Origin of the sequence: Mycobacterium sp. 20KCMC460 (genome assembly GCF_022179425.1) — a bacterium.
In the GTDB taxonomy this organism is placed as follows: Bacteria; Actinomycetota; Actinomycetes; order Mycobacteriales; family Mycobacteriaceae; genus Mycobacterium; species Mycobacterium kiyosense.
Genome location: NZ_AP025524.1, coordinates 5819291 through 5844890, shown reverse-complemented (window position 1 = coordinate 5844890; position 25600 = coordinate 5819291). Strand labels below are relative to the sequence as shown.

Below are 25600 nucleotides of genomic sequence, written 5' to 3'. Positions count from 1 at the left end.
CACTCCAGCCGGCCCAGGGGCTCAGCCCAGTGTCACCAGGTCTTCGACGGAGTCCCGGGGCAGGTCGTCGCTGGTTACCGCGGTGACCACCATGTCGCTCAGCTCGATTGCACCCCGGTGGTTGTCCAGAAAGGCGGTGTCGGCGGCGTCGCGGCCGGTGGCGATGCGCAGCATGGCCTGCCGCGGGGCCAGGCAGGTCGCGTCGACAACGCGCCACTGTCCGTCGATCAACGCCTCGGCCACGGCGTGGAAGTCCATCGGGTCACATCCCGGTGCGTACACCGACACGAGTCGGGCGGGGATGTTGACCGCCCGCAGCAACGCGATCACCAGGTGGGCGTAGTCGCGGCACACCCCGGCGCCGGCGAGCAGCGTGTCCGTCGCGCCGTCGATCGGATCACTGGAACCTGGAACATATTTCAGCCGGGTGCCCACCCACGACGACACCTTCTCCAGCACGGTCACCGAGTCGGTGAACTGGCCGAACTCGGTGCCCGCGAAACCGAAGAACTTGTCGGCTTCGGCGTACCGGCTGGGCCGCAGGTAGGTCGAGGCGTCGATCTCGTTGATCGGAGGTGGCTCGGCCCGGCCGGTGACGGTCGCCTCGTAGTCGATCCGGACATCCCCGACACCGAATTCGCCGGTGTGGATCCGGGAGCCGTGGTCGCCGGCGACCTCCCGAACTGTCACCGGGGTGCCGTCCAGGGTCACCTTCAGCGATTCGTTCACCTGCAAGCCGGGCAGGGCTGCCACCGCGATCTGGAACTCCAGCGTCGTCGGCTCGGTCACGCGAACTTGCAGGCTGGCCCCGACCTCACGCTTGGTCACTGTTTTTCCCCGATCCCGATGTCTATTTCGATCCCGTCGCAACTTCATCCTCTGAAGCCAATCACGCCGGGCCTATACCCGCATCCGCAGTTTCGAACCCCCCTTGCCGCCGCCGAGTGCATCAATCGTGCCGACGCAGGAAATCGCGCATCAGTGCGTCGAAGCGTTCGGGCTCTTCGATGAACGGCAGGTGGGCGCTGTGCTCGAAAAACTCGAAGCTCGAACCCTGGATGCGGCGGTGCATCTCGCGCATGTGCTCGGGTGGAAACTCGTCGTAGCGCGCGGCGAGCAGCAGCGTCGGCGTGGTGATCCCGCCGAGCCGATCGACCACATCCCAGTCCCGCATCGTCCCGACGATACGAAAGACGCTGGGCCCGAACATCGTCTCGAAGATCTCGGTGCCCATGTCCGCGAAGGCGTCGTAGAGGTCGTCGGGCCAGGGTTGGCGGCGGCACAGGTGTGTCTGGTTCCACGTGGTGACCGCGGCCCGGTACGCGGCGGAGCCGGTGGTGCCGGCGGCCTCGTGCCGGTCGATGGCGTCCCGGGTCGCCCAGTCCAGGTCGGCTTTGAGCCGAATCACGTTGGCGGCGAACACCGGAATGGAGGCTGCGCTATTGGACAGGGTCAGGGTGCGCACGCCGCCGGGCGCATCCAGCAGGTACTGCAGGGCGAGCATGGCCCCCCACGAATTGCCGAAGACGTGGAAGTCGGACAGTCTCAGAGTCGTTATCACCGAGGCCATTTCGGCTACCGAGCGCGGCATGGTCCACAGCGTCCGGTCGGCGGGCCGCTGCGAGTTGCCGCAGCCCAGCTGATCCCAGAAGATGACCTCGCGCTCGTCGGACAGGCGTTCCAGCGCACTCAGGTAATAGTGCGGCAACCCGGGTCCGCCGTGCACCACCAGCAGTGGGCGGGCAGCGCTCGGCTGAGCGGGTCGGACCCGCTTTGCCCACACCAGTCCGCCGGGGACGGAGATCGTCGGCTGCGGCGTCATCACCCGGGCGTCCTTTCGTCGGTGAGCACACAGAGTCCCATGCCGCGATCGGGACGGGCGGGCCGGAGCCCGCTTGCAACTCGTACTCTCAAACTGAGAGAATATAATTCTCACAAACGCGCGGCCGGATCTTCCGCCGCGCGCCACCGAAGTGGAGAACGGTCCGTGCCCGACGCCGTGCGCAACCACCCTACGGACGTCTCTGAGCTGATCATCAAGGCGCGCAACGGATCTCCGCGCGCCGCGGGCCGGCTGCTCAGCCTGGTGGAAAGCGACCGCCGCGACGAGGTGCTGTCCACCCTCGCCGCCCTGGGGGCGCCGGTATCCGACGTACGTGTCATCGGCATCACCGGGCCGCCCGGAGCGGGCAAGTCGACGACGATCGGGGCACTGGTCGGCGCCTACCGGCAGCGCGGGTGCCGGGTGGCGGTGCTGGCTGTGGATCCCTCGTCACCGTTCAGCGGCGGTGCGCTGCTCGGCGATCGCATTCGAATGACCGCGCACATCAACGATTCCGATGTGTTGATCAGATCGGTGGCCAGCCGGGGGCACCTCGGTGGCCTGGCCGCGGCGGTGCCCGCGGCCATCCGGCTGGTCGGGGCCATCGGCTACGACGTGGTGCTCGCCGAGACGGTGGGCGTCGGCCAGTCCGAGATCGAGATCGCCGCCGTCGCCGATCCGACCATCGTCATCCTCAATCCTGGCGCCGGCGACGCGGTGCAGGCGGCCAAGGCGGGTCTCCTGGAGGTCGCCGACATCGTGGTGGTGAACAAGGCGGATCGGGACGGCGCCGAACAAACCGTGCGGGACCTGCGGGCCGAGACCAAGGCCCCGATCGTGAGTCTGGTCGCCGCCCGCGGTGCGGGGCTGGCCGACCTGGTCGAGGCGATCGAGGTGCATCACCGCGCCGACAATCGTGCGCGCCGGCTGGCCCGCGCGCGGGCGCAGATCCTGTCGCTGGCGCAGACCCGGCTGCGGACCCGGCCGGACCTCGAGCTGCTCGCCGAGTCGGTGGTCGACGGCCGCAACGACCCCTACGCGGCGGCTGAGCGACTGCTGTCGGCGCCCCCGGACTAGCATCGCGCCCGAATGCTAGAGGCCGAGCAGCCGATTCCGCTGCTCGACGAACTGCTCGTCGGTGATCAGGCCTTCGTCGCGAAGTCTGGCGAATTCGCGTATCTCGGCCGCGATTCCGGTCACCACGGCGCGCGGTTCCTCGTGATCGGGTGCCTCGTCGGCGCCGGCCTTGGTGTTCTCGGCCGCGGCTTTCCGGCCCCTGGTGGCGGCCTGGGCGACCTGGACGCCCCGGCCGCCTGCGGTGTCGCCGACGACTCGGCCGGCCGCGCTCGCCATGGCCATGTCGCCGGCGGCGTTGTCGACGCTGTTCTGCAGGCTGTTCGACAGGCCGGCCGTCAGCGCCTGTTGGTCGACACCGAAGCTGGCCGGTCGGGCCAGCGCGATCGGCCGCACCGCGGGTGTGGCGGCGGTCCAGGTCGGCGGCACCGACAGCGCGCCGACGGCGTTGGCTTCGCCGAAACCCGCCGAAACCGATTGCGGCACCGGCTCGAACGTTGACCCTTCCGGTAACTCGGGGGCGGTGGCGCCCGCGTCATCCCAGCCGGAGACGATGTCGTCGGTGTGTAAACCGGTCTGCGCGCCGACGAGGTCGATCGGCAGCGAGATCACGCCCAGGGGGGACATCGGCGCATCGATCCCGAACGCGATCAGGTCGGCCCCGATGTCGAGCAGGTCGAGCGGTGACAACGACACGCCGGCGGCGCTCGGCGACGAGGTCAGCAGACTGCCCAGCGCGTCGGGCACGGCGGAGAAGATCTGCGCCAGCTGCGACACCGTGCTCTGCGCGGAGCCGGCGGCGGTGTCGGCGGCTTGGCTGACGGCACCGGACTGGTTGGCCGCTGCGGCCGGACTGGCAACCTGCTGTGGCGCACTGAACGGAGTCAACCGTGTGGCGCTCGCCGACGAACCGGCGTAGCCGTACATCGCGGTGGCGTCCTGCGCCCACATCTCGAGGTACTGGGCCTCGGTGGCAGCGATGGCAGGTGTGTTCTGCCCCAACAGGTTCGTAGCCACCAGCGCGGCCAGCAGGCTGCGGTTGGCCGCCACCACCTCGGGGGGCACCGTGGCGGCGAACGCGGACTCGAAGGCCGCGGCCGCGGCGGTGGCCTGGTCGGCCGTCTCCTCGGCCTGCGCCGCGGCGCCGCTGAGCCAGCTCACATAGGTTGCCGCGGCGCCGGCCATCATCGCCGACGACGGACCCAGCCACGGTCCCGCGGCCAGCCCCGACACCACAGCTTGGTAGGAGCCGGCCGCCGAATGCAGCTCGGATGCCAGACTCTCCCACGCCGCGGCGGCGGCCAGCATCGGTGCCGAACCCGGGCCGGTGTACATTCGGCCGGAATTCACTTCAGGTGGTATAGCAGCGAAATACATTGCAGTGATTCACAATTCAAGTCAGACGGAGCGTTTTTGCCCCGTCCTGGTCGGTCATGGACAACGATGGAAAACGGTGGCGTCCGTGGCTGAACGTGAGTGGCAACCGTGTGCATCCGTCAAAGGCGTTGCTGTCCAGTCAGATGCCGGTCACACCAGCCGGACGGACGTCAGTTGTTCGAGCCGGCACTCACCCCTTGTTCAGCGCCCAGGGACTCGTCGTCAGAAATCGGCTTGGACTGCTGTCCCTTACGCAATGTGGCCAGCAGTTCCCGGTACGGCCCGGCCAGGTACACGGTGTCACCGGCGCAGAGCCGAGCATCGCGGCGCGGATGCAGTTGAATCGGGGTGTCGTCCCGGGTGATGGCGAAGACGCGGGTTTGGGTCGACATCTCGAACATTTGCAGACCGTCGAGTTCGCTGCCCGGCTGGACATGCATCTTTCCGATCAGAAAGGAGCGGTTGCCCACCGAGAAAGTGCCGAGTATCTCCAGGCCCAGTGCGGCGCCGACGAACCACGGCGCGGCGATCTCCACCGTGGAGCGGACGTTGTCGAAGCCGAAGCGCTGCGCCACCGCGGAGCCCAGGTCGTGGTCGAAGACCCGCAAGACCAGCGGTACCTCGTTCCACCGGTTGACCTCCGGGGTCACCTGGGCGCTCAGCATCTCCCGAAGCACCATTCCCGCCTCGATGTTGACCATGTCGTCACGCGTCAGCACCGCCACGGCACGCGCGGTGTCGACCCGGGCGGACTCCAGCGTCTGGCGCAGCGTGGCGTCGCCGTAGATGACCGGGACGTCCAATTCGTTCGCCTCCGCCACGAACGGGTTGCCCTGGTCTCGTTCGATCACCGCGACGTCGTGTCCGGCCTCGGTCAGGTCACGGACGACCTTGATGCCCAGGGCGCTGAGTCCGACGACGATGATGTGGTTGCGCAGGTGGCGTGCCCGTGGTCGTCCGGACGACCAGACGAAGCGACGGGACAACAGCACGTCGGCGACGAAGGCGACCAGCAGGGCGGTGGTGGTGACCCCGCCCAGCATCAACACGGCCGCATACACGCGCAGCCAAGTGGGTTGCTCGGCGAAGCTGAAGTCGCCGTAACCGGTCGTCGTGATGGTCTCGATGGTGAAGTAGAACGCGTCGACCCATGACATACCGGGGTGCGTGTAGGAGAAGTGCAGCAGCATGGTCGAGCCGAGAATCAGCACGAACAGCGCGATTATCACCGGGTAGAAAGCCGGGTTGACCTCGGCGGGCAGGATGCGAGCGGCGTCGAGCATCCGGCGCAATCGAGAATGGTGCGAAAGCGTCCGCGTCTGCTGCGGAACCTGAACACCGAAAGTGGTTAATTCGTCCTGTGTTCCGATCAACGCCGTCCAGTCGCCCGCGCAGACTTCTTCATCGCGGCCTGGGCACACCACGACCTGACCGGGCGCAGATGCGTTCTGGCCGTGCATGATCGCCACTGGGGCGAGGTCTCCGTAGATTTCGCGCAGCGTTCCCCCGCGCGGCGCCTCGGTGCCGAAAACCGCGAATTGGATGCCGGCCGCCTCGAAGGGGTGCGTGGTGCGCGACAGACATGCCTCGACGACCGCCGGTGCGGCGAGTTCGGCGACACCGAAGATTGCGCTGGGTCCCTCGTCATCGGCCACCGCTTCGCGCAGCACTTCGTTCGACAGCCGTGACACCACCCGGATTTCCGGGTTGGCTTTTCTTGCCAGCAAGGCGATCTCGAGGTTGGTCGCATCGTCGTCCCCGGCGCAGATGACGGCTACCGCCTCGGCAACTCCGGCCCGAGCCAGCTCCGCCTTGACTCTGGTGCCGGCCAGTTCTGGACCGATGAGCTTGACGACGCTGGCACCCGCTCGCTTCAATTCGTCGATGATCGTCGTGGCGAGCGCGTCGTCACCGCTGACGATTACACGCTGCTGCATCTGATTCGACTCCTCGCGGTGCTGACCTGCGCTGGCTACGACCAGATTGCGGCGTGATCGACGCGAATGTTTTTGCTGATCAATATTGTTCGTCTGACATGAGCATTGATCTTGCTGCAACATCCGTTCCCCTATTGTTTCGGCTATTCGCAGTCGTTTCGCTAAACGCTGCTGCCATAGCCAATTTGGCCGTGCTGAATGGTTGCCGCGTCAGTCGATCTGCGACAGAACTCGTCAATGGTGCGGTGCCCGATGAACGCCGAACAACAGCCGGGGCGGGCGCCGGCGAGCCTACGAGGTCGCGGCGGACTGTGTTGCCGTGCCTGGCTGTGATGGCGCGCCAACCTCCATCTTCGTCGGAATCGTACTTGCGCAGCGGCCGCCGTGGCGCGCTCCGGACTCCATACTGGCTTGTCATAATTACATCGATATCAAGTTATCTTGGGAATATCCTGACAACATCCTGTCTGTGGCCCTCTGACCGGCTGACGAGGTGTGCTGAGACGCTAGGCTTTTGACGTCAATTGCCGATTGGGTAAAGGAATATTGCGTCTTGGCAACAACTTTGGATCACGGACAAAAAAGCTGGTCGTCGTTTTCCGACGTGTGCAAACGAGGCTTCCTCGGCAGGCCGTTGATTAACAATCAGCTGCAGCACGAGAGGTTGTCCAATCCCGTCGCGCTGGGTGTTCTCTCGCCGGACGCGATCTCGTCGACCGCCTACGGCTCGGAGCAGATCATGATCGAGTTGCTGCCCGCGGCCGGCATGGCAGCGTTCGCGTTGCTGCTTCCGATCACCGGAGTCATCCTGCTGATCCTGGTGCTGGTCGCCGCGTCGTACCGCCAGGTGGTTATGGTCTACACCCGATCCGGCGGATCTTATGTGGTGGCCCGGGAGAACTTCGGCCCGCGAGTGGCCCAGATCGCAGCGGCGTCCCTGCTGATCGACTATGTGGTGACCGTCGCGGTGCAATGTGCGGCCGGGACGGTGGCGGTGGTCTCCGCGGTGCCGGTGCTGGGCCCGTACAGCCTCGAGATCACGGTGGGTGTGGTGTTGACGATGTGCCTGGCGAACCTGCGTGGTTTGCGGGAGGCCGGGGCGCCGTTCGCGGTGCCGACCTACGCATTCGTCGTCATGGTGTCGCTGACGATCGTGGTCGGCCTCGTCCGCCAAGTCATGGGAACTCTGCCCGTCTACGACCCGGCGCACATTGCCGGCGCGGTACCGGTCCATCAGGGCAACGGACTGGTGATGGGCGCCACGATCCTGGTGGTGTTGCGGGCTTTCGCCAACGGCGGGTCGTCGCTGACCGGTGTCGAGGCGATCTCCAACACCGTGACCAGCTTCCGCAAGCCCGAGGGTCTCAACGCTCGCCGGGTGCTGACCGTGATGGCGTGCATCCTGGCGTTTCTGCTGGCCGGGGTGGCCTGGCTGGCGCACGCCACCCATGCCACCCCGTACGTCAACGGGTATCCGTCGATGCTGTCCGAGATCGCCCGCGCGGTCTTCGGCCATGGCGCCATCGGCGACGTCTTGTACTTCCTGGTGCAGGCGTCGACCGCGGCGATCCTCTACACCGGCGGTAACACCAGCTTCAACGGTTTTCCGGCGCTGGCCAGCTTCGTCGCCGAGGACCGCTTCCTGCCGCGTCCGCTGATGAAGCGGGGCCATCGGCTGGTCTTCTCCAACGGCATCCTCACCTTGGCCGCGCTGGCGGTGGCCTTGCTGGTGGTCACCGGCGGCTCGCTCGACGCGTTGGTGCCGTTCTACGCGATCGGGGTATTCACAGGTTTCTCCATGGCGGGCTATGGCATGACCAAGCACTATTTGGTCCATCGCGGCCAGGGGTGGCGGCGCAAACTGGCGGTCAACCTCTCGGCCGGGATCCTGTCCACGATCGTGGTAGGCATCTTCGCGGTGGCCAAGTTCACCGAGGGCGCGTGGCTGGTGGTAGTCGTCTTCCCGCTGCTGGTGATGGTGCTGATGCGGCTCAATCGGCAGTACCGAGCCGAGGCCTCGGTGTTGGAGTTGTCTCAGACCGAACCGCCGGATTTGGCCCGCTACACCAAACACCGGGTCGTCGTCTTCGTCGATGCCGTCGATCTGGCGGAGGTCGAGGCGCTGCGCTACGGGAACGGACTGCACGCCGACGAACTGACCGCGGTGCATTTCGTGATCGACGCCGACCACGCGGCGCGACTCACCGAGCGCTGGGCGCACTTCGAGCACGGCACCGCACTGCAAATGGTCGACTGCGCCGACCGCCATCTGGGCAGGGCTGCGCACGAGTTGATCGCGCGGATGCTGCGTGACCACCCCGAAAGCAAGGTGACGGTGCTGTTGCCGCGGCGAACCTACTCGCCGCTGGTCGGCCGGCTGTTGCACGACCGCACCGCGGACAAGATCGCCCGCGCGGTCAGCCGAATTCCCGGCGCCACCGCGCAGATCGTGCCCTTCGACATCGAATCCCGGGTGGCGGAAGTGACCGGAGTGGGCTGATCGGCAGGTTGTCCCATCCGGAGTGGACCCGCTGTAGGAGCGCGCCGGAATCCCCGATGTACTACAAGAAAGCGAACCTATCGTGACGACGACCCCGGCTGGCGGTATACCGCAGTCGTTTTCCGACCGTTGGAAGCGGATCTTCCTCGGCAAGACACTGACCAGCGATCAACTGGACTCCGAGCGATTGTCCAATCCCATTGCGCTGGGCGCACTTGCGCCCGATGCGATTTCATCGACCGCGTACGGCCCCGAGCAGGTGATGATCGAGTTGCTGCCTGCCGCCGGGATGGCGGCATTCACGTTGCTGCTGCCGATTACCGGTGTGGTGCTGCTGATCCTGGTGTTGGTCACCGCCTCGTACCGCCAGGTCGTGACGACCTACACCCGGTCCGGGGGCGCATACATGGTTGCGCGGGAGAACTTCGGTCCCCGCACCGCACAGGTCGCGGCGGCAGCGCTGCTGATCGATTATGTGGTGACCGTGGCCGTCCAACCCGCGGCCGGCACGTTGGCGGTGGTCTCCGCGATTCCCGAGCTGCGCCCCTACCACCTGGAGCTCACTGTCGGTGTGGTGGTACTGATGTGTCTGACCAACCTGCGGGGATTGCGGCGGTCGGGCCGGGCGTTCGCGATCACCACATATTCGTTCGTGGCGATGATCACGCTGACGATCGTGACCGGGTTTGTTCGTGAAATCCTCTGGGGCTTACCGAAATACGATCCGCACAAGCTGGTCGGCACGGTGCCGGTGCACCAGGGCAGCGGTCTGGTGATGGGCGCAACCGTTCTGGTGGTGCTGCGTGCCTTCGCCAACGGCGGTACCTCGTTGACCGGGGTCGAGGCGATCTCGAACACCGTCAGTGCCTTCCGCAAGCCCGAGGGTGTCAACGCGCGCCGGGTGCTGACCGTGATGGCCTGCATTCTGGGCTTTCTGCTGTTCGGGGTGGCCTGGCTGGCGCACGTCACTCACGCCACGCCCTACCTGCACGAATACCCCTCGATGCTGTCCGAGATCACCCGGGCGGTCTTCGGGAAGGGCGTTCTGGGCAACACCTTGTACTTCCTGGTGCAGGCGTCGACCGCGGCGATTCTGTTCACCGGATGCAACACCAGCTTCAACGGCTTTCCGGGGTTGGCCAGTTTCGTGGCCGAGGACCGCTTTCTGCCACGCCCGCTGATGAAGCGGGGTCATCGCCTGGTGTTCTCCAACGGCATCATCACCCTGGCCGCGCTGGCCGTGGCGTTGCTGTTGGTCACCGAGGGCTCGGTCACCGCGTTGGTGCCGTTCTACGCCATCGGCGTGTTCACCGGTTTCTCCATGGCCGGTTACGGCATGACCAAGCACCACCTGGTCCATCGTGGAAAGCGTTGGCGGGTCAACGTGGCGGTCAATCTTGCGGCGGGAGTCCTGTCGACGATCGTGGTCGGCATCTTCGCGGTGGCCAAGTTCACCGAGGGCGCGTGGCTGGTGGTCGTCATCTTCCCGTTGCTGGTGCTGATCCTGATGCGGCTCAACCGCCAATATCGTTCGGAGGCATCGGTTTTGGAGATGTCGCGGACCGAAAAGCCGGTAGTGGCCAAGCATGCGCGACTGCGGGTGCTGATCTTCGTGGATTCGGTCGACCTCGCCGAGATCGAGGCGCTGCGCTACGGAAACGGGCTGCACGCCGACGATCTGACCGCGGTGCACTTCGTGATCGACGCCGATCATGCCGCGCTGCTGCGACAACGCTGGGAGCGTTTCGAGCACGACACCGCGCTGCGGATGGTCGACTGTCCGGATCGTCATCTGAGTAAGGCCGCCTACGAGTTGGTCGTCGGGGTGCTCCGCGAGCACCCCGACAGCAAGGTGACCGTGCTGTTGCCGCGCCGGACCTACTCGCCACTGCTGGGCAGGCTGCTGCACGATCGCACCGCCGACAAGATGGCGCGCGCCGTCAGTCGCATCCGGGGGGCGACCGCGATCATCGTGCCCTACGACATCGAGTCGCGAATAGCGCGCGCCGGAGCCGAACAGCGTGCGTCCCGGCCGGCGGCGGTCGTCGCTGCGCCACCGCAAAGCACCGAAACTGCACCGGCGCGCGACTCTGAACAGCAGCCCGTCATGTGAGTACGGTGTTCCGGTGGCCAGTGCTGCTGGGCGGGCCGGTGACCGTGAGATGGAGCGGGTGCGCAGGGTTCATACGCTGCGCTCCTATCGAGTTGTCTCCGTGCTGCGGATCGGTGTGCTGGCGTTCGTGGTCGGCGCCATGGTGGTGGCCACCCCCCGTTCGGAGTGGGGTGGGCAGCTCACGCTCGTCGCCCTCTACTCGGTTGCCACCGTCAGCGCTCTGATACTGGCGTTCATGCCGTTTCGGCGATTCGGGATGAGCCGGTTCGCCGAGCTGAGCCCGATCGAGCCGGTCGCCTTCATCGCGATCGACGTGGTCGTCTTGACTGCCCTGCAACTGCTGTCCAGTGACGGGATCTATCCGCTGCTGATCATGATCCTGTTGCCGGTGCTGGTCGGCGTGGACATGTCGACCCGCCGGGCCGCGGCGTTGCTGGCGTGCACCCTGGTCGGGTTCGCGTTCGCCGGGATCCAGGACCATCTGCAGAAGCGGGCGATCGGCTGGCCGGATACCGCGTTCTTGTTCGGGTTCTACGCGTTTCTGTGTGTGGCAGCGTTGGTGATGGTGCGCATCGAGGAACGACACGTGCGCTCGGTGGCGGGTCTGTGTACCTTGCGCGAGGAGTTGCTGGCGCAGACGATGACGGCCTCGGAGGAGTTGCAGCGCCGCATCTCGGAAGCCATTCACGACGGGCCGTTGCAGGATGTGCTGGCCGCGCGGCTCGAGGTTGCCGAGCTGGCCACCGAAGATCCGGATGACGATCGGGTCGGCCGTGCGCTGGTGGGACTGCAGAGTGCCTCGGAACGGTTGCGGCAGGCCACTTTCGAGTTGCATCCGGCGGTGCTCGAGCAGGTCGGGCTGGGTCCGGCGGTGCAGCAGTTGGCGGAGTTGACCGCGAAGCGGTCGGGCATCGAGGTGCGTACCGACATCGACTATCCGGTACGCGACAGGGTCGACCCGATCGTGTTCGGGGTGGCGCGGGAGTTGTTGTCCAATGTGGTGCGTCATTCCCGGGCGGCGCATGCCTCGGTGAGGCTGCGGGTGGCTGATGGCGTGTGCGTGCTGGAGGTGTCCGACGACGGGGTGGGGGTCAACGGCGAGACCATGGCCCGGCGGTTGGGGGAGGGGCATATCGGGCTGGCCTCGCACCGGGCTCGTGTCGACGCCGCCGGAGGCACCTTCGTCTTCTCCGATGCGCCGGCAGGCACGCACGTCAGCGTGCGACTTCCGTTGCGAACAACCGATTAGTCGAGTATCCCCTGGCGCATCGCCTCGGCCACCGCGGCGGCGCGATCACTGACGCCGAGCTTGTCGTAGAGGCGCTGCACGTGCGTCTTGACCGTCGACGGCGCCACATACAGCTCCGCGGCGATTGCGGGGATGCTCTGCCCGCGGGAAATGCGTTGCAGCACTTCCTTTTCACGTGCGCTGAGCATCGGAGTGGCCGGGGTGGCCCGTTGGCGGATCTCACCGGCGAGGCCGCCGACCAGTGACGGTGCGACGACATCGCGGCCCTGCGCGCAATCGAGCACCGCTTTGACGATCTCGGTGCGCGTCGAGTCCTTGAGCAGAAATCCGGCGGCCCCCTGTTGCAGGGCCTGATACACGATCGCGGATTCGTCGTGCGCCGAGATCAGCAGCACCCGGGTGGGCAGATCGTTGTTGCGGACGGCCGCGGCCACCTGAGCGCCGTCCATTCCGGGCATGCGGTAGTCCAGTAGCGCGACATCTGGCCGGTGTTCTTTGATCAGTTCCAGGGCACCCGTGCCGTCGTCGGCTTCGCCGACGACGTTCACCGAGCCGCTCAACGACAGCGCGCGCACCACACCCTCGCGAAACAGCGGGTGATCATCGCCGACCACCACACGCACCTTTTCGGGCGTCACAGCGCCGACCATGGCGCAAAGTCTAGTGGTTGCCTCGCAAAGAACTGTTCGCGACCGCCGGACGGGCGGCCGCCGTTAGTACGGTGTTCGTGTGGCGGCCAGCGACGTGGAACTGGATCGCGTTCGTACCGTGCACCGGTTGCGCTCCTTTCGCATCGCCTCGGTGCTGCGGATCGGCGTGGTGGCGCTCATGGTGGCTGCCATGCGCATCGGCACCCGCCACTCGGAGTGGCCTCAGCAAACAGTCCTCATCGCGGTGTACGCGTTCATCGCACTGTGTTCGGTGGTACTGGCGTTTGCGCCGCTGCGCCGGCGGGTGGGCATGGGACCCAAGGTCGGCGCGTGGCGGCTGGAGCCGTTCGCTTTCACCGTGCTCGACGTGGTGGCACTGACCGGTTTCCAGCTGCTGTCCTCAGACGGGATCTATCCGCTGCTGATCATGACCCTGCTGCCGGTGTTCGTAGGCCTCGACGTGTCGACCCGGCGGGCGGCGGTGGTGCTGGCGTTCACGTTGGTCGGCTTCGCGATCGCCGTCGTCGAGGACCCGGTGATGGTGCGTGCGATCGGTTGGCCCGAAGCCGTCTTTCGGTTCGCGCTGTACGCCTTCCTGTGCGGTACCGCGCTGGTGGTGGTGCGCATCGAGGAACGGCACGCACGCTCGGTCGCAGGGTTGAGCGCGTTGCGCGAGGAGTTGCTGGCGCAGACGATGACGGCCTCGGAGGAGTTGCAGCGCCGCATCTCGGAGGCCATTCACGACGGGCCGTTGCAGGATGTGCTGGCCGCGCGTCAAGAGATGGTGGAGCTGGCCACCGAAGATCCGGATGACGATCGGGTCGGCCGTGCCCTGGTGGGACTGCAGAGTGCCTCGGAACGGTTGCGGCAGGCCACTTTCGAGTTGCATCCGGCGGTGCTCGAGCAGGTCGGGCTGGGTCCGGCGGTGCAGCAGTTGGCGGGTTTCACCGCGCAGCGGTCGGGCATCGAGGTGCGTACCGAGATCGACTATCCGGTGCGCAGCGAGGTGGACCCGATCGTGTTCGGGGTGGTGCGGGAGTTGTTGTCCAATGTGGTGCGTCATTCCCGGGCGGCGCACGCTTCGGTGAGACTGCGGGTGGCCGAGGGGATGTGTGTGTTGGAGGTGTCCGACGACGGGGTGGGGGTCAACGGCGAGACCATGGCCCGGCGGTTGGGGGAGGGGCACATCGGGCTGGCTTCACACCGGGCTCGTGTCGACGCCGCCGGAGGTACCTTCGTCTTTCTGGACGCGCCGGCGGGCACACACGTCTGTGTCGAGTTACCGCTCAAACCTTGACCGACTCGCCGGTCGCCGCGGCATAACCGGCCCGGTATCCGAAAACCATTGCCGGCCCGATGGTTCCGCCCGCGCCGCCGTAGGCGCGGCCGGTCGCGCCGGCCATGGCGTTGCCCGCCGCGAACAGCCCGGGTATCGGCCGGCCGGTGACGTGCAGGACGCGGCCGTCGGCGTCGGTCCGCGGTCCGCCCTTGGTGCCCATCGAACCCACGCTGATCGGCACCGCGTAAAAGGGGCCGGTGTCGATGGGCCCCAATGTTTTTCCGGCCAGGGTGGGGGCGCTGTCGTCCCCCCAATAACCGTCGTAGGCGCTGGAGCCGCGGCCGAAGTCGGGATCGCTGCCGGCGGCGACGTTGCGGTTCCACCGTTGCAGCGTGTCGGCGAGTCCGGCGGCGTCGATGCCGGTCTTTGCGCTCAGCTCGGCCAGGTCAGCGGACCCGCAGAACCAGTCGGGCACCGGGTCGCCCGGCGCGATACCGAGAAAACCGTAGCGGCGCAGGTGAACCGAGTCGAAGACCATCCACGCGGGATCGTTGACGTAGCCCTTGCCGGGTTCGAGGTAGTGGAACGCTCCGGCCATCGAGTTGTATTCGCCGGCCTCGTTGACGAACCGCCGGCCTGCGCGGTTGACGATGATGCTGCGCGGCCGGGTGCGTTCCAGTCGCACGCTGCGGCTGCGCTGCTTGCCCTCGATGGTGTCGTCGGGAATCCGTACGATCGGCACCCACCAGGCCTCGCCCATGTTGGCCAGGTCCGCGCCCAGGGCCATCGCCATGCGCAATCCGTCGCCGGTGTTGTTGGGCGGCGAGACGGCGCCGTGCATGGGTCCGCGCAGAAAAGCCTGCGCCAACAACGGATCCCATTCGAAGCCGCCGGTGCCCAGGATGACGCCGCGGCGGGCCCGCACCTCCGTGGTCCGCTCGGGCCCGGCGATGCGCACGCCCGCGACACCGCCGTCACGGTCGGTGAGCAGTTCGGTTGCGCGCGACCCGGTGGCCGGCGTGACCCCGATGTCCAGCAGGCCCTTGAGCAGTCCGGCGATCAGCGCGGTGCCGGCCACGCAGAGTTCGCCGGCCCGTTCGATGTCGGCGTGCAGTCGGGCCCGGGTCTCGGCGTCGAATCCGACGTTGGACCAGTCCGCGGGAAACGCGGTGATCCGGGTGGCCCAGTCGCCGAGCAGGCCCAGGTCGAACGGCGCCGCGCTGAGCGATCGACCGCCGGTTGGTTGGCCACCCGGTAACTCGGGCTGGTAGTCGGGAAATCCGGCGGCCACCTCGAAGCGCAGGCCGCTGTGCGATTCGACGAAATCCAGCATCACCGGGCCGGTCCGCACGAACGTCTCCACCAGTTCGTCGTCCATCGAGCCGTACGACTGTGCGCGCAGGTAGCGCAACGCGTCCTCGGTCGTCAATTCCCTTCCAGGGCAACGATTGTGCGCAGGAATCCAGGCGATCCCACCGGAGACGGCGGTGGTGCCGCCGACCGTCGCCGCCTTCTCGAAAACCGCCACCGTAGCGCCGGTGACGGCCGCAGCTAGCGCGGCGGTCAGGCCGGCGGCGCCGCTGCCGAGCACCACGACATCACATTCGTGGTCCCAAGGTCGGTCCTCTGGCATCGGTGTGTCCCCTTCCAGCTGCTAGCTCAACAGCGCCGATAATTTCGCGGCGGCCCGGATGACGGCATCCTTGCCGCGCATCACCACGTCTTCGCGGTGCGAGATGAGGTTGATGCAGGTGGGTGGTGACGGCGTCGGCCGGATGACCGGGACCGCCAGACCGTAGGTGTTCGGTTCGATCTCCCCGTGGGTGGTGACCCAGCCTCGTTGCCGGGTCGCACTGACCAGGTCGCGTTCCGCGGGACGGGGCGGCATGGCCGCGAGCAACGCGATTCCGGCGGCGCCGCGGTCCAGTGGATACCGGCTGCCCTCGTGGAAGGCGAGTTGGTAGGCGACCTGCGTCGGCACGATCACCGCCAGCGCCACCTGCTCGTCTCCCTCGGCCACCAGCAGCGACACCGTGGTACCCAGTTCATCGGCCAGGCAGCGCAGTGTCGGCAGGCACAGTTGGCGGACGTTGCGGTCGAACGACGCGCCCAGCGGTACCAGCCCCGCAGCCGGCCGATAGCGCCCATCTTCTCCCTTCGCGACCAGCTTGAACTGCGTCAATGTGGCTAGTAGCCGGTAGGCGATGGTTCGGTGCACGCCGACTTGATCGGCGACCTCCTGCATGGTGAGCCCGCCCGGGGCAGCGGCCACCAGCTGCAGTGCGGTGAGCCCACGGGCCAGCGTCTGGGAACCGCTCACGGTCTTGACAGACCTCGGCGGGAGAGCCAAGCTCTATATATAACGCACATCAGTGTGCGATATTAGCACAGCAGATATGCCGGAAACGAGAGCAAAGTTTTCACCGGGCCAGGCAGAGGGGAACCGTGACGGAGTTCGAGAGCGTCTGGAGCGACCTGCAGGGCGTGCCGTTTGAGCAGGGATACCTCAGCGCCGGCGGAGTGCGGACCCGCTACCTGCGGGCCGGCGACCCCGGCCAGCCGGTGCTGATCCTGTTGCACGGCTCGGGTGGCCACGCCGAGGCCTACGTCCGCAACCTCGCCGCGCACGCCGAGCACTTCTGGACCTGGTCGATCGACATGCTCGGACACGGCTACACCGACAAGCCCGGGCACCCGCTCGAAATACCGCACTACGTAGCGCATTTGATGGCAGTGGTGCACGCCATCGGCGCCGACCGCATCAAGCTCAGCGGTGAGTCGCTGGGCGGCTGGGTGGCGGCACGCGCCGCTATCGATCACCCCGACGTCATCGACCGATTGGTGCTCAACACCGCCGGCGGCTCGCAGGCCGACCCGGAGGTGATGAAACGGATCATCACCCTGTCGATGGCCGCCGCCGAGGACCCGTCCTGGGAGACTGTGCAGGCCCGCATCAAATGGCTGATGGCGGACAAGTCCAAAGGCTACGACGACCTGGTGGCCAGTCGGCAGCGGATCTACCGTCAGCCGGGCTTCGTGGCCGCGATGCGCGACATCATGGCGCTGCAGGACCCCGAGGTCCGGGCCCGGAACCTGTTGGGCCCGAACGAATACGACGCGATCACCGCTCCCACGCTGGTGCTGTGGACCAGCGACGACCCCACCGCCGACGTGCCCGAAGGTCGCCGCATCGCGTCGATGATTCCCGGTGCGCGGTTCGAGGTGATGCCGGGCTGTGGCCACTGGCCGCAGTACGAAGACGCCAAGACATTCAACCGCCTGCACATCGATTTCCTGCTGGGTCGCTGATGGCCCAGGGTGACGGCACTGGTGTCGCGGACGTCGACGTCCTGGTCGTCGGCGCCGGGCCGGTGGGCCTCACTCTTGCCAATATCCTTGGTTTGCAAGGGGTTCGGACGCTGGTCGTCGAGGAACGGGTGTCGCTGATCGACTATCCCCGCGGCGTCGGGCTGGACGACGAGTCGTTGCGCACCTTTCAGGCGATCGGCCTGGTGGAACGGGTGCTGCCGCACACCGTGCCGAATCAGATACTGCGCTTCTACGATGCCAAGCGCCGGGTGCTGGCCGAAATGGCGCCGCCGGACGCGCGATTCGGCTGGCCCAAGCGCAACGGGTTTGTCCAGCCGCTCGTCGATGCCGAATTGCTGCGCGGGCTGGACAGATTCGACCATGTGCAGGTGCGCTGGAGCAGCCCGATGGCCGCGTGCGTGCAGGACGACGGCGGGGTGACCGTCGAGCTGGGCGGCAGCGACGGGAGTTTCGTGCGGGCGCGCTACGTGGTGGGCTGCGACGGCGGGCGCAGCATGACCCGCGGCATGATGGGCGTGTCGTTCGACGGCACCACCTCGGCTACCCGGTGGCTGGTCGTGGACATCGCCAACGATCCGCTCGGCCACCCCAACAGCGAGGTCGGCGCCGATCCGGAACGCCCGTACGCCTCCATCTCGATCGCGCACGGAATTCGTCGCTTCGAGTTCATGATTCACGCCGACGAGACCGACGAGCAGGCCGAGGACCCGGCGTTTCTGACCCGGATGCTGGCCCGGATGGTCCCGCACCCCGAGCGTGTCGAGGTGATCCGCCGCCGCGTCTACACCCACCATTCGCGCATCGCCGGCTCCTTCCGCAGCGGACGGCTGCTGCTTGCCGGGGACGCCGCACACCTGATGCCGGTGTGGCAGGGACAGGGCTACAACAGCGGAATCCGCGATGCGGCGAACCTGGGCTGGAAGCTGGCGGCCGTCGTCAACGGCCGCGCCGGCGAGACGCTGCTGGACAGCTACGACGTGGAACGGCGCAAGCATGCACGCGCGATGATCGACCTGTCGACCATGGTGGGCCGCGTCATCTCGCCGACCAATCGCCGGGTCGCCGGCGCGCGGGACCTGCTGATCCGTTCGGCGTCGATCGTGCCGACGCTCAAACGGTATGTGCTGGAAATGCGGTTCAAGCCGATGCCGCGCTACGAGCAGGGTGCGGTGGTGCATTCGACCCCCGCGGCAAGCTCGCCGGCCGGCACGTTGTTCATTCAGCCCCGCGTCGACACCCGTACCCAGCAGAACGTGCTGCTCGACGATGTGCTGGGCACCTGGTTTGCGGTCGCGTGCTGGAACAACAACCCACGCAAGATCCTCGGCGAGCAGGCCTTCGCGGACTGGAAAGCGCTGGGCGCCAAGTTCGTTGCGCTGCGGCCGGCCACGCAGCTGCATTGGACCGGTCAGGACGATCCCGACGTCGTGATCGTCGGTGACCGGTGCGGTGATCTCAAGGCCTGGTTCGACACCCATCCGGAATCGGTGGTTTTCCTGCGCCCGGACCGGTGCATCGCCGGTGCCTGCATCGCACAACGATCGCCGGAATTGAGCGCCGCGCTGATCGACGCCCTCTCGCTGACACCGGAGGGGGGTGAAAACGACAGTGCCACTAGCTCTTTGCTGTATGTCCCACAGCCCGCTGCTGAATCTACCGGGGCCGCCGCGGAGTCTGCTTGACGAGGTCGAGGCCGAGATAGCCCGTGCCCGCGCCTTCGTCGCCGACTACGACCCCGAACTCGTCGTGATCTTCTCCCCGGACCACTACAATGGGTTCTTCTACAAGGTGATGCCACCGTTCTGTATCGGCATGCGCGCCAGCGGAGTCGGCGACTACGGCACCCACGCCGGCCCACTCGAGGTGGCCGAAGACCTCGCCCTCGACTGTGCGACAGCCGTGCTGGACGCCGGCGTCGATGTCGCGGTGTCGGCGGGCATGGATGTCGACCACGGCACCGTGCAGCCGTTGGAGAAGCTGTGTGGTTCGGCGACCGCCGTGCCGGTGATCCCGATTTTCGTCAACGCGATCGCGGTTCCGCTGGGGCCGTTGCACCGCTGCCGGGCGCTGGGCACCGCTGTCGGCAATTTCGTTGGCAAGCTGGACAAAAGGGTGCTGCTGGTCGGCTCCGGCGGCCTGTCGCACAGCCCCCCGGTGCCCACCCTGGCCACGGCCGCGCCGGCGGTGCTGGAACGCATCGTGCAGGGCCGGCCGATGACCGCCGAGCAGCGCCAAGCCCGGCAGACGCAGGTGATCGAGGCGGCCCGCAGTTTCGCCGGGGGCGACAGCGACCTGCAACCGCTGAACCCGGTCTGGGACCGGCAATTTCTGGATATCGTCGATACCGGGCAACTGGCTCAGCTGGATCAGTGGTCCAATTCGTTCGTGACGCACGAGGGGGGCAGCTCGGCGCATGAGATCCGCACCTGGGTTGCGGCTTTCGCGGCCATGGCGAGCGCCGGACCCTACCGCACAATCACGCGTTACTACCGGCAGGCCGCCGACCTGATCGCCGGATTCGCCATCCGGACGGCGGTCAGCGCATGACTGGATCAGCGGGTTTCGATCGAGTGGTGGATGTGCTCGTGGTCGGGTCCGGCGGTGGCGGTATGACGGCCGCGTTGACCGCGAACGCCTCGGGTCTGGACGCGCTGGTCATCGAGAAGTCGCCGCAGTTCGGTGGTTCCACTGCTCTGTCCGGCGGTGGCATCTGGGTGCCGGGCGCACCCGCGCAGCGCCGCGCGGGCTACTGGCCTTCCCCGGAAGGCGTCGTGGAATACCTGCGGCAGATCACCGACGGACTGGTCAGCGAGGCGCGGCTGCGCCGCTACGTCGAGGCGGCGCCGCAAATGTTGGAGTTTCTCGAGAAACTCAGCCCGTGGCTCGAATTCGTCTGGAAGCCGGGCTATGCCGACTACTACCCGGAGTTGCCGGGCGGCTCGGAACTCGGCAGCACCATCAACGTGCCCCCGATCGACCTGCGCGCACTGGGTGACGACGAACAGCGGCTGCTGACGCCGTTGGCGTTGGCGCCGAAGGGTATCTGGCTGGGTCCCAAGGAACTTCGTTCGTTTTACCGGATCCGGCAGTCCTGGGCCGGCAAAGGGGTGTTGCTGAAGCTGGTGTCGCGGATGGTCCGGGCCAGGGTGTTCGGGGAGCGGATGGCGGCGATCGGGCAGTCGCTGGCGGCGCGGTTGCGGCTGGCGATGAAGGATCGCGGGATCCCGCTCTGGCTGGACACGCCGATGCTCGAACTGCTCACGGATGCAAAAGGAGCCGTGGTTGGTGCGCTGGTCCAGCGCGGCGGCGAACAGCTGCGGATCGGTGCGCGCCGCGGAGTGATATTGGCTTCGGGCGGCTTCGACCACGACATGGCACGGCGCAAGGAACATCAGCCCGTAATCGACCAGGACTGGAGCTTCGGCAACCCGGCGGCACTGGGCGAGGGGATCCGCGCCGGGGAAAAGGTGGGTGCCGCCACCGAGCTGATGGACGAGGCGTGGTGGTTCCCGGCCATCCAATGGCCGGACGGGCGAATGCAATTCATGCTCAACGAGCGGATGATGCCAGCGCAGTTCATCGTCAACGGCGACGGCAAGCGGTTCATCAACGAGGCGGCGCCGTACATGGATTTCGGCCACGCGATGATCGAAGGCCAGAAGTCCGGTGTCACGCATATCCCGTGCTGGCTTGTCACCGACCACCGCTCGTTCAACCGCTACGTGGTCGGCGGCCACCTGCCGATTCCGAAGATCCCCGGCGCGCCGGTGCCTACCGGACGCAAGGTGCCGGCGGCCTGGCTGGATTCCGGCGTCGTCAAGGCAGCGTCGAGTTGGGAGGAACTCGCCGAGAAGATCGGCGTTCCGGCGCAACAACTTCGGGCCACTGCCACCCGGTTCAATGAGCTGGCGCGTCGCGGGCACGATGACGACTTCAATCGCGGCGACAGTGTCTACGACAATTACTATGGCGACCCGACGCTGCCCAACCCGAACCTGTATCCGCTGGGTGATCCGCCCTATTACGCGTTCCGCATCGTGCTCGGTGACCTGGGCACCTCGGGGGGGTTGCGCACCGACGAGTTCGCCCGCGTGCTGCGCGCCGACGACACGGTGGTGCCCGGGCTGTACGCGGTGGGCAATGTTTCCGCGCCGGTGATGGGCCGCAGCTACGCCGGTGCGGGCGCAACCATCGGGCCGGCAATGACTTTCGGGTACGTGGCGGCCAAGCACATCGCCGAACAGCCCGCCGCACGATCCCTCTATCCCACCGGACCATGACGCCCACAGCCCACCGGACTTTGACCCCCATAGGAGGAAGCAATGAAAATCTCGCTGTTCTACGAGTTCGCGCTACCGCGGCCCTGGGTTCCCGACGACGAGCGCCAGATGCTGCAGGACTGCCTGGACGAGGTGGAGGCCGCCGACAAAGCCGGCTTCTCCACCGTCTGGCTCACCGAGCACCACTTCCTCGAAGAGTACTGTCACTCCACCGCACCGGAGATATTCCTGGCGGCAGCCAGCCAGCGCACCAAGAACATCCGACTGGGCTTCGGCATCATGCACCTGCCTCCTGCGGTGAATCACCCGGCCCGGGTGGCCGAGCGCATCGCCACCCTGGATCTGCTCTCCAACGGTCGCGTCGAGTTCGGTACCGGCGAATCCTCGTCGGTGGGCGAACTCGGTGGCTTCAACATCGACCCCGCGGACAAGCGCGCCCAGTGGGAGGAAGCGCTCGAGGTCTCGATCCGCTGCATGGTCGAGGAGCCCTTCTCGGGCTTCAAGGGTGAGCACATCCAGATGCCTGCCCGCAACGTCATCCCCAAGCCGCTGCAAAAGCCGCACCCGCCCGTCTGGGTGGCTTGCACAAGGCCGGCCAGCGTGCAGATGGCGGCGCAAAAGTGCATCGGCGCACTGAGTTTCGCCTACACCGGGCCCGGGCCGCTCACTGAGCGGGTGAACGGCTACTACAAGGAGTTCGAGGAGAACGGGGTGCCGATCACCCCGCAGATCAACCCGAACATCCTGGCCATCGGCGGCGACCTGTCGATGATGGTCGCCAAGACCGACGAGGTGGCCTTGCAGCGGCTGGGCCAGGGCGGCGGATTCTTCTCGTTCGGCATCATGCACTACTACATGACCGGCGTGCACACGCCGGGGCGTACCGGGGTGTGGGAACGCTACCTCGAGGAGGTGGAGAAGGATCCGACGCTGGCGTACGGGCCGGGACGCGGGGCGATCGGCTCGCCGGCCACGGTGCGGGAGTTCTTACGGGGCTATGAGGAAAGCGGCGTGGACGAGATCATCCTGCTGCTCAACCCGCGTAGCCACGAGGGCACCATGGAGTCCATCGAGCTGATGGGCAAGGAGGTGCTGCCCGAGTTCATCGAACGCGACGCCAAGCAGGTCGCCGAGAAGGCCGCCCGGTTGGCGCCGGTGATCGAGAAGGTGGAGGCACGCCGGCCCGAGTCGACCACTCCGCCGTTCGACGAGCACTACTCGTTCGGCGGCCTGCCGACCGGGCGCGGCGGAAAGTTCACCGCCAGTGAGATTCCCGAGGCGATGGCCGAGATCAACGAGGGCCGCGTGCAGGCCGCGCAGCGGCTGAAGGAGCAGGCAGCGTCCGAGGGTAACTGAGCGTTGGCCAGAGTCGACGAGCTGCTGCGTTATGACGGCCGCCGTGCCGTGGTCACCGGATGCGCCTCGGGCATCGGCGCGCAGGTGGTGTCGCAACTCGGCGAACTCGGAGCGGAGGTGGTGGGGCTGGATCGGCGCCGACCTGCGCTGGGGCTCAACGAATTTCACGAAGTCGACCTGTCCGAGCCGGCGTCGATCGACCAGGCTGTGGCGTGCATCGCCGGGCCGGTCGACGCCTTGTTCAACATCGCCGGTGTCTCGTCGGGAATCGGCGACCCGCTGTTGGTGGTCACGATCAACTTCCTGGGCTTGCGCCATCTGACCGAGGCGCTGCTGCCGCGGCTGGCCGCGGGATCGTCGATCGTCAGTGTGTCGTCGCTGGCGGCGTCGGCCTACCGGGAGCATCTGCGCGACGTGGCTCCGCTGCTGCGGACGGCGACCATGCCGGAGGGCATCGAGTGGTGCAAGCGTCACCCGGACCTAGTGGGCACCGGCTACCAGCTATCCAAGGAAGCCCTCATCCTCTACACGATGCGCAGCGTCAACGATCTTGGGGCGCGCGGGATCCGGATCAACTGCACCGGGCCGGGTGTCACCGAGACACCGATCCTCGACCAGCTGCGCACCGCCTACGGGCCGCAGTTCCTCGACGACATTCCCAAGCCGCTCGGGCGGGTGTCGGATCCGCAGGAGCAGGCCGCGGTGCTGTTGTTCCTGAATAGCCGCGCGGCGAGCTATATTTCGGGCCAGGTGGTGTGGGTCGACGGGGGCAGTGTGGGCGCCGCAATCGCGGCGGAAATCGAGGAAGGACGGGCCTGATGGCCACCATGACCGACTTTCGCCGGGTCGCCGCCGATGTCAGCAACTGGGGCAGGTGGGGTGACGAGGACGAGCTGGGCACCCTGAACTTGATCACCCCCGAGAAGGTGCGGCAGGCGGCCGGCCTGGTCCGGCACGGCAAGGTGTTCCCGCTGGGCGTGGACTTCGGTTCGTCGGGTCCGCAGGGGGCATTCGGTTTCCGGCACAACCCGATTCATGTGATGACGGTCGACGGTGGCGATGCGACCTCGCTGGCGCAGTACGGGCCCGGGTGGGCGAAGAACCCGACAGCGGCGCAGCTGAGCGGTTACTTCGCCGACAATCCATTTCGCTTCAACGACGACATGATCATCATGCCGTTGCAGGCCGCGACCCAGTGGGACGCCTTGTCGCACGTCTACTACGAGGGCAAGCTGTACAACGGTTTTCCGGCTGACTCGGTGACCAGCCTGGGGGCATTGCACTGCGGCATCGACAAGGTCGACGTCAAGGGGATCACCTCGCGCGGTGTGCTGCTGGACCTGGTGCGGCACCGCGGCGCCGATGTCTTTCTGGAACACGGAAACCCGATCACGCCCGAAGAATTGGACGACGTCGTGCGGGCTCAGGGAGTGACCATCGAGACCGGCGACATCGTGCTGGTCCGCACCGGGTGGTGGACGAGGTTTGCGTTGACCGGCGATAAGGTCGAGCCCTATTCCGGGCTGGACTGGCGTTGCGCACAGTGGCTGCACGACAACGAGGTGGCCGCCGTGGCGGCCGACAACCTGCAGGTCGAGGATCCGGTGTCGGGGGTCGAGGGGCTGTTCCTGCCTTTCCATTTGTTGTGTCTACGCGACATGGGGCTGATGCTCGGGGAGTACTGGGACTTCACCGCGCTCGCCGAAGACTGTGCGGCCGACGGCGTGTACGAGTTCCAGCTGATCGCGCCACCGCTGCGGTTCACCGGTGCGGTGGGTTCGCCGTTGAACCCGATCGCGATCAAGTGATGGAGGTGCAGCGCCGAACCGTCGAGGTCGACGGACTCACCACGGCCTACCTCGAGGCGGGTGCGGGTGACCCGGTGGTGCTGCTGCACGGTGGCGAATTCGGTGCCAGCGCTGAATTGGGCTGGGAGCGAAACATTTCCGCGCTTGCCGACCGGTTTCACGTGCTGGCGCCCGACCAGCTCGGGTTCGGCGAATCGGCGAAGGTCATCGACTTCGTCAACAGCCGTGCGATGCGGATCAGGCACGTGGCACGATTCTGCGAGATCCTCGGCGTCGAAGCCGCGCATTTCGCCGGAAACTCCATGGGCGCAATCAATTTGCTGACTGACACCACGTCGGAGACACCGCTGCTGCCGGTGCGCAGCATGGCGATCATCTGTGGGGGCGGGGAGATTCAGCAGAACCACCACTTCGACGCGCTGCAGCAGTACGACGCGACGCTGCCGGCGATGCGCAACATCGTCGAAGCGCTGTTCTACGGCCCCGGCTATCCGGCTGACGACGATTACGTCTGGCGCCGCTACCAATCGAGCATCGCGCCCGGAGCGTGGGAAGCGGTGGCGGCAGCCCGTTTTCGGCGGCCCAACGCCGCCGCTATGACGACGCCGTCGAGTGAACGGGCCTATCAGCGCATCCGGGTGCCGACGCTGGTCATCGAAGGCAGAGGTGACAAGCTGCTCCCGTCGGGCTGGGCAGCCGCGATCGCCGGGCAGATCGACGGCGCGCGTTCGGTCGTGGTCGATCGTGCGGGGCACTGCCCGCAGATCGAGCAGGCCGCCGTGGTCAACGAACTGCTGCTGGAGTTCTTCGACCTGTAGGGCCGAA

At 66.8% G+C, this 25600-nt stretch carries 18 protein-coding genes and 2 pseudogenes; 13 read left to right on the top strand and 7 right to left on the bottom strand.

Features of this window, described 5'->3' with window-relative positions:
- Positions 1-21 precede the first annotated feature (21 nt).
- On the bottom strand, positions 22-876 hold the full coding sequence (locus MKCMC460_RS26880) for a transglutaminase family protein (protein WP_370653036.1): 855 nt from the start codon (positions 874-876) through the stop codon (positions 22-24).
- A gap of 73 nt (positions 877-949) precedes the next feature.
- Positions 950-1822 carry a proline iminopeptidase-family hydrolase gene (locus MKCMC460_RS26875; RefSeq protein WP_236984435.1) on the bottom strand — a complete coding sequence of 291 codons (873 nt, stop codon included), beginning with the start codon at positions 1820-1822 and terminating at the stop codon, positions 950-952.
- Positions 1823-1987: 165 nt separating this feature from the next.
- Here MKCMC460_RS26875 and meaB point away from each other — a divergent pair, with 165 nt between their 5' ends.
- Complete coding sequence (gene meaB, locus MKCMC460_RS26870; RefSeq protein WP_236978140.1) at positions 1988-2899, top strand: methylmalonyl Co-A mutase-associated GTPase MeaB; 912 nt, start codon at positions 1988-1990, stop codon at positions 2897-2899.
- A gap of 15 nt (positions 2900-2914) precedes the next feature.
- Here meaB and MKCMC460_RS26865 read toward each other — a convergent pair whose 3' ends face one another.
- Together MKCMC460_RS26865 and MKCMC460_RS26860 are read right to left on the bottom strand one after the other, a co-directional pair.
- Entirely contained in the window at positions 2915-4273 is a 1359-nt protein-coding gene (locus MKCMC460_RS26865) for a PPE domain-containing protein (protein WP_238305070.1), read from the bottom strand.
- 170 nt (positions 4274-4443) lie between these two features.
- Positions 4444-6210 carry an NAD-binding protein gene (locus MKCMC460_RS26860; RefSeq protein ID WP_236978139.1) on the bottom strand — a complete coding sequence of 589 codons (1767 nt, stop codon included), beginning with the start codon at positions 6208-6210 and terminating at the stop codon, positions 4444-4446.
- Between the two features lie 565 nt (positions 6211-6775).
- Here MKCMC460_RS26860 and MKCMC460_RS26855 point away from each other — a divergent pair.
- The 3 genes and pseudogenes from MKCMC460_RS26855 to MKCMC460_RS26845 form a co-directional block, all read left to right on the top strand.
- Positions 6776-8692, top strand: a pseudogene (locus MKCMC460_RS26855) (APC family permease); the annotation flags it as partial.
- A gap of 97 nt (positions 8693-8789) precedes the next feature.
- A pseudogene (locus MKCMC460_RS26850) lies at positions 8790-10718 on the top strand (APC family permease); the annotation flags it as partial.
- A gap of 154 nt (positions 10719-10872) precedes the next feature.
- On the top strand, positions 10873-12072 hold the full coding sequence (locus MKCMC460_RS26845) for a sensor histidine kinase (RefSeq protein WP_238306050.1): 1200 nt from the start codon (positions 10873-10875) through the stop codon (positions 12070-12072).
- On the opposite strand, the gene MKCMC460_RS26840 is transcribed toward MKCMC460_RS26845, so the two are convergent.
- The gene (locus tag MKCMC460_RS26840) at positions 12069-12722 is read right to left on the bottom strand and encodes a response regulator transcription factor (protein WP_236978137.1); all 654 of its coding nucleotides are present in this window, start codon (positions 12720-12722) and stop codon (positions 12069-12071) included. The genes MKCMC460_RS26845 and MKCMC460_RS26840 overlap by 4 nt on opposite strands.
- Before the next feature lie 79 nt (positions 12723-12801).
- On the opposite strand from MKCMC460_RS26840, the gene MKCMC460_RS26835 reads away from it, so the two are divergent.
- Entirely contained in the window at positions 12802-14019 is a 1218-nt protein-coding gene (locus tag MKCMC460_RS26835) for a sensor histidine kinase (protein ID WP_238305069.1), read from the top strand.
- Here MKCMC460_RS26835 and MKCMC460_RS26830 read toward each other — a convergent pair.
- Both MKCMC460_RS26830 and MKCMC460_RS26825 read right to left on the bottom strand, forming a co-directional pair.
- A complete protein-coding gene (locus tag MKCMC460_RS26830; protein ID WP_236978134.1) occupies positions 14009-15634 on the bottom strand; it encodes an FAD-dependent oxidoreductase in 1626 nt (541 codons plus the stop codon). The two genes, MKCMC460_RS26835 and MKCMC460_RS26830, sit on opposite strands and share 11 nt — an antisense overlap.
- Before the next feature lie 21 nt (positions 15635-15655).
- Positions 15656-16321, bottom strand: a complete 666-nt coding sequence (locus MKCMC460_RS26825; protein ID WP_238305068.1) for an IclR family transcriptional regulator — start codon at positions 16319-16321, stop codon at positions 15656-15658.
- 125 nt (positions 16322-16446) lie between these two features.
- Between MKCMC460_RS26825 and MKCMC460_RS26820 the strand changes: the two genes are divergently transcribed.
- From MKCMC460_RS26820 to MKCMC460_RS26785, 8 genes are read left to right on the top strand one after another with little or no spacing between them, the layout of a single operon-like run.
- On the top strand, positions 16447-17310 hold the full coding sequence (locus MKCMC460_RS26820; RefSeq protein ID WP_236978132.1) for an alpha/beta fold hydrolase: 864 nt from the start codon (positions 16447-16449) through the stop codon (positions 17308-17310).
- Positions 17310-19013, top strand: a complete 1704-nt coding sequence (locus MKCMC460_RS26815) for a bifunctional 3-(3-hydroxy-phenyl)propionate/3-hydroxycinnamic acid hydroxylase (protein ID WP_236978131.1) — start codon at positions 17310-17312, stop codon at positions 19011-19013. Before MKCMC460_RS26820 ends, MKCMC460_RS26815 begins: the two co-directional genes overlap by 1 nt.
- A complete protein-coding gene (locus tag MKCMC460_RS26810; RefSeq protein ID WP_238305067.1) occupies positions 18961-19878 on the top strand; it encodes a 3-carboxyethylcatechol 2,3-dioxygenase in 918 nt (305 codons plus the stop codon). The genes MKCMC460_RS26815 and MKCMC460_RS26810 overlap by 53 nt, the downstream gene beginning before the upstream one ends.
- The gene (locus MKCMC460_RS26805; RefSeq protein ID WP_238305066.1) at positions 19875-21611 is read left to right on the top strand and encodes an FAD-binding protein; all 1737 of its coding nucleotides are present in this window, start codon (positions 19875-19877) and stop codon (positions 21609-21611) included. Before MKCMC460_RS26810 ends, MKCMC460_RS26805 begins: the two co-directional genes overlap by 4 nt.
- A gap of 42 nt (positions 21612-21653) precedes the next feature.
- Positions 21654-22967 (top strand): LLM class flavin-dependent oxidoreductase, encoded by a 1314-nt coding sequence (locus tag MKCMC460_RS26800; RefSeq protein WP_238305065.1) that lies wholly within the window; start codon positions 21654-21656, stop codon positions 22965-22967.
- 3 nt (positions 22968-22970) lie between these two features.
- The gene (locus MKCMC460_RS26795; RefSeq protein ID WP_236978129.1) at positions 22971-23786 is read left to right on the top strand and encodes a coniferyl-alcohol dehydrogenase; all 816 of its coding nucleotides are present in this window, start codon (positions 22971-22973) and stop codon (positions 23784-23786) included.
- The gene (locus tag MKCMC460_RS26790; RefSeq protein ID WP_236978128.1) at positions 23786-24775 is read left to right on the top strand and encodes a cyclase family protein; all 990 of its coding nucleotides are present in this window, start codon (positions 23786-23788) and stop codon (positions 24773-24775) included. Before MKCMC460_RS26795 ends, MKCMC460_RS26790 begins: the two co-directional genes overlap by 1 nt.
- Positions 24775-25593 carry an alpha/beta fold hydrolase gene (locus MKCMC460_RS26785; RefSeq protein ID WP_236978127.1) on the top strand — a complete coding sequence of 273 codons (819 nt, stop codon included), beginning with the start codon at positions 24775-24777 and terminating at the stop codon, positions 25591-25593. The genes MKCMC460_RS26790 and MKCMC460_RS26785 overlap by 1 nt, the downstream gene beginning before the upstream one ends.
- The last annotated feature ends 7 nt before the right edge of the window (positions 25594-25600 follow it).

What these genes read in the sequence shown, in the direction of transcription:
- MKCMC460_RS26810 (WP_238305067.1), top strand. Translation starts at nt 18,961, where the DNA reads ATGTCCCACAGCCCGCTGCTGAATCTACCGGGGCCGCCGCGGAGTCTG.
- MKCMC460_RS26830 (WP_236978134.1), bottom strand. Translation starts at nt 15,634, where the DNA reads ATGCCAGAGGACCGACCTTGGGACCACGAATGTGATGTCGTGGTGCTC.
- MKCMC460_RS26880 (WP_370653036.1), bottom strand. Translation starts at nt 876, where the DNA reads ATGAAGTTGCGACGGGATCGAAATAGACATCGGGATCGGGGAAAAACA.
- MKCMC460_RS26785 (WP_236978127.1), top strand. Translation starts at nt 24,775, where the DNA reads ATGGAGGTGCAGCGCCGAACCGTCGAGGTCGACGGACTCACCACGGCC.
- MKCMC460_RS26875 (WP_236984435.1), bottom strand. Translation starts at nt 1,822, where the DNA reads ATGACGCCGCAGCCGACGATCTCCGTCCCCGGCGGACTGGTGTGGGCA.
- MKCMC460_RS26800 (WP_238305065.1), top strand. Translation starts at nt 21,654, where the DNA reads ATGAAAATCTCGCTGTTCTACGAGTTCGCGCTACCGCGGCCCTGGGTT.
- MKCMC460_RS26790 (WP_236978128.1), top strand. Translation starts at nt 23,786, where the DNA reads ATGGCCACCATGACCGACTTTCGCCGGGTCGCCGCCGATGTCAGCAAC.
- MKCMC460_RS26860 (WP_236978139.1), bottom strand. Translation starts at nt 6,210, where the DNA reads ATGCAGCAGCGTGTAATCGTCAGCGGTGACGACGCGCTCGCCACGACG.
- MKCMC460_RS26840 (WP_236978137.1), bottom strand. Translation starts at nt 12,722, where the DNA reads ATGGTCGGCGCTGTGACGCCCGAAAAGGTGCGTGTGGTGGTCGGCGAT.
- MKCMC460_RS26845 (WP_238306050.1), top strand. Translation starts at nt 10,873, where the DNA reads ATGGAGCGGGTGCGCAGGGTTCATACGCTGCGCTCCTATCGAGTTGTC.
- MKCMC460_RS26815 (WP_236978131.1), top strand. Translation starts at nt 17,310, where the DNA reads ATGGCCCAGGGTGACGGCACTGGTGTCGCGGACGTCGACGTCCTGGTC.
- MKCMC460_RS26865 (WP_238305070.1), bottom strand. Translation starts at nt 4,273, where the DNA reads ATGTATTTCGCTGCTATACCACCTGAAGTGAATTCCGGCCGAATGTAC.
- MKCMC460_RS26805 (WP_238305066.1), top strand. Translation starts at nt 19,875, where the DNA reads ATGACTGGATCAGCGGGTTTCGATCGAGTGGTGGATGTGCTCGTGGTC.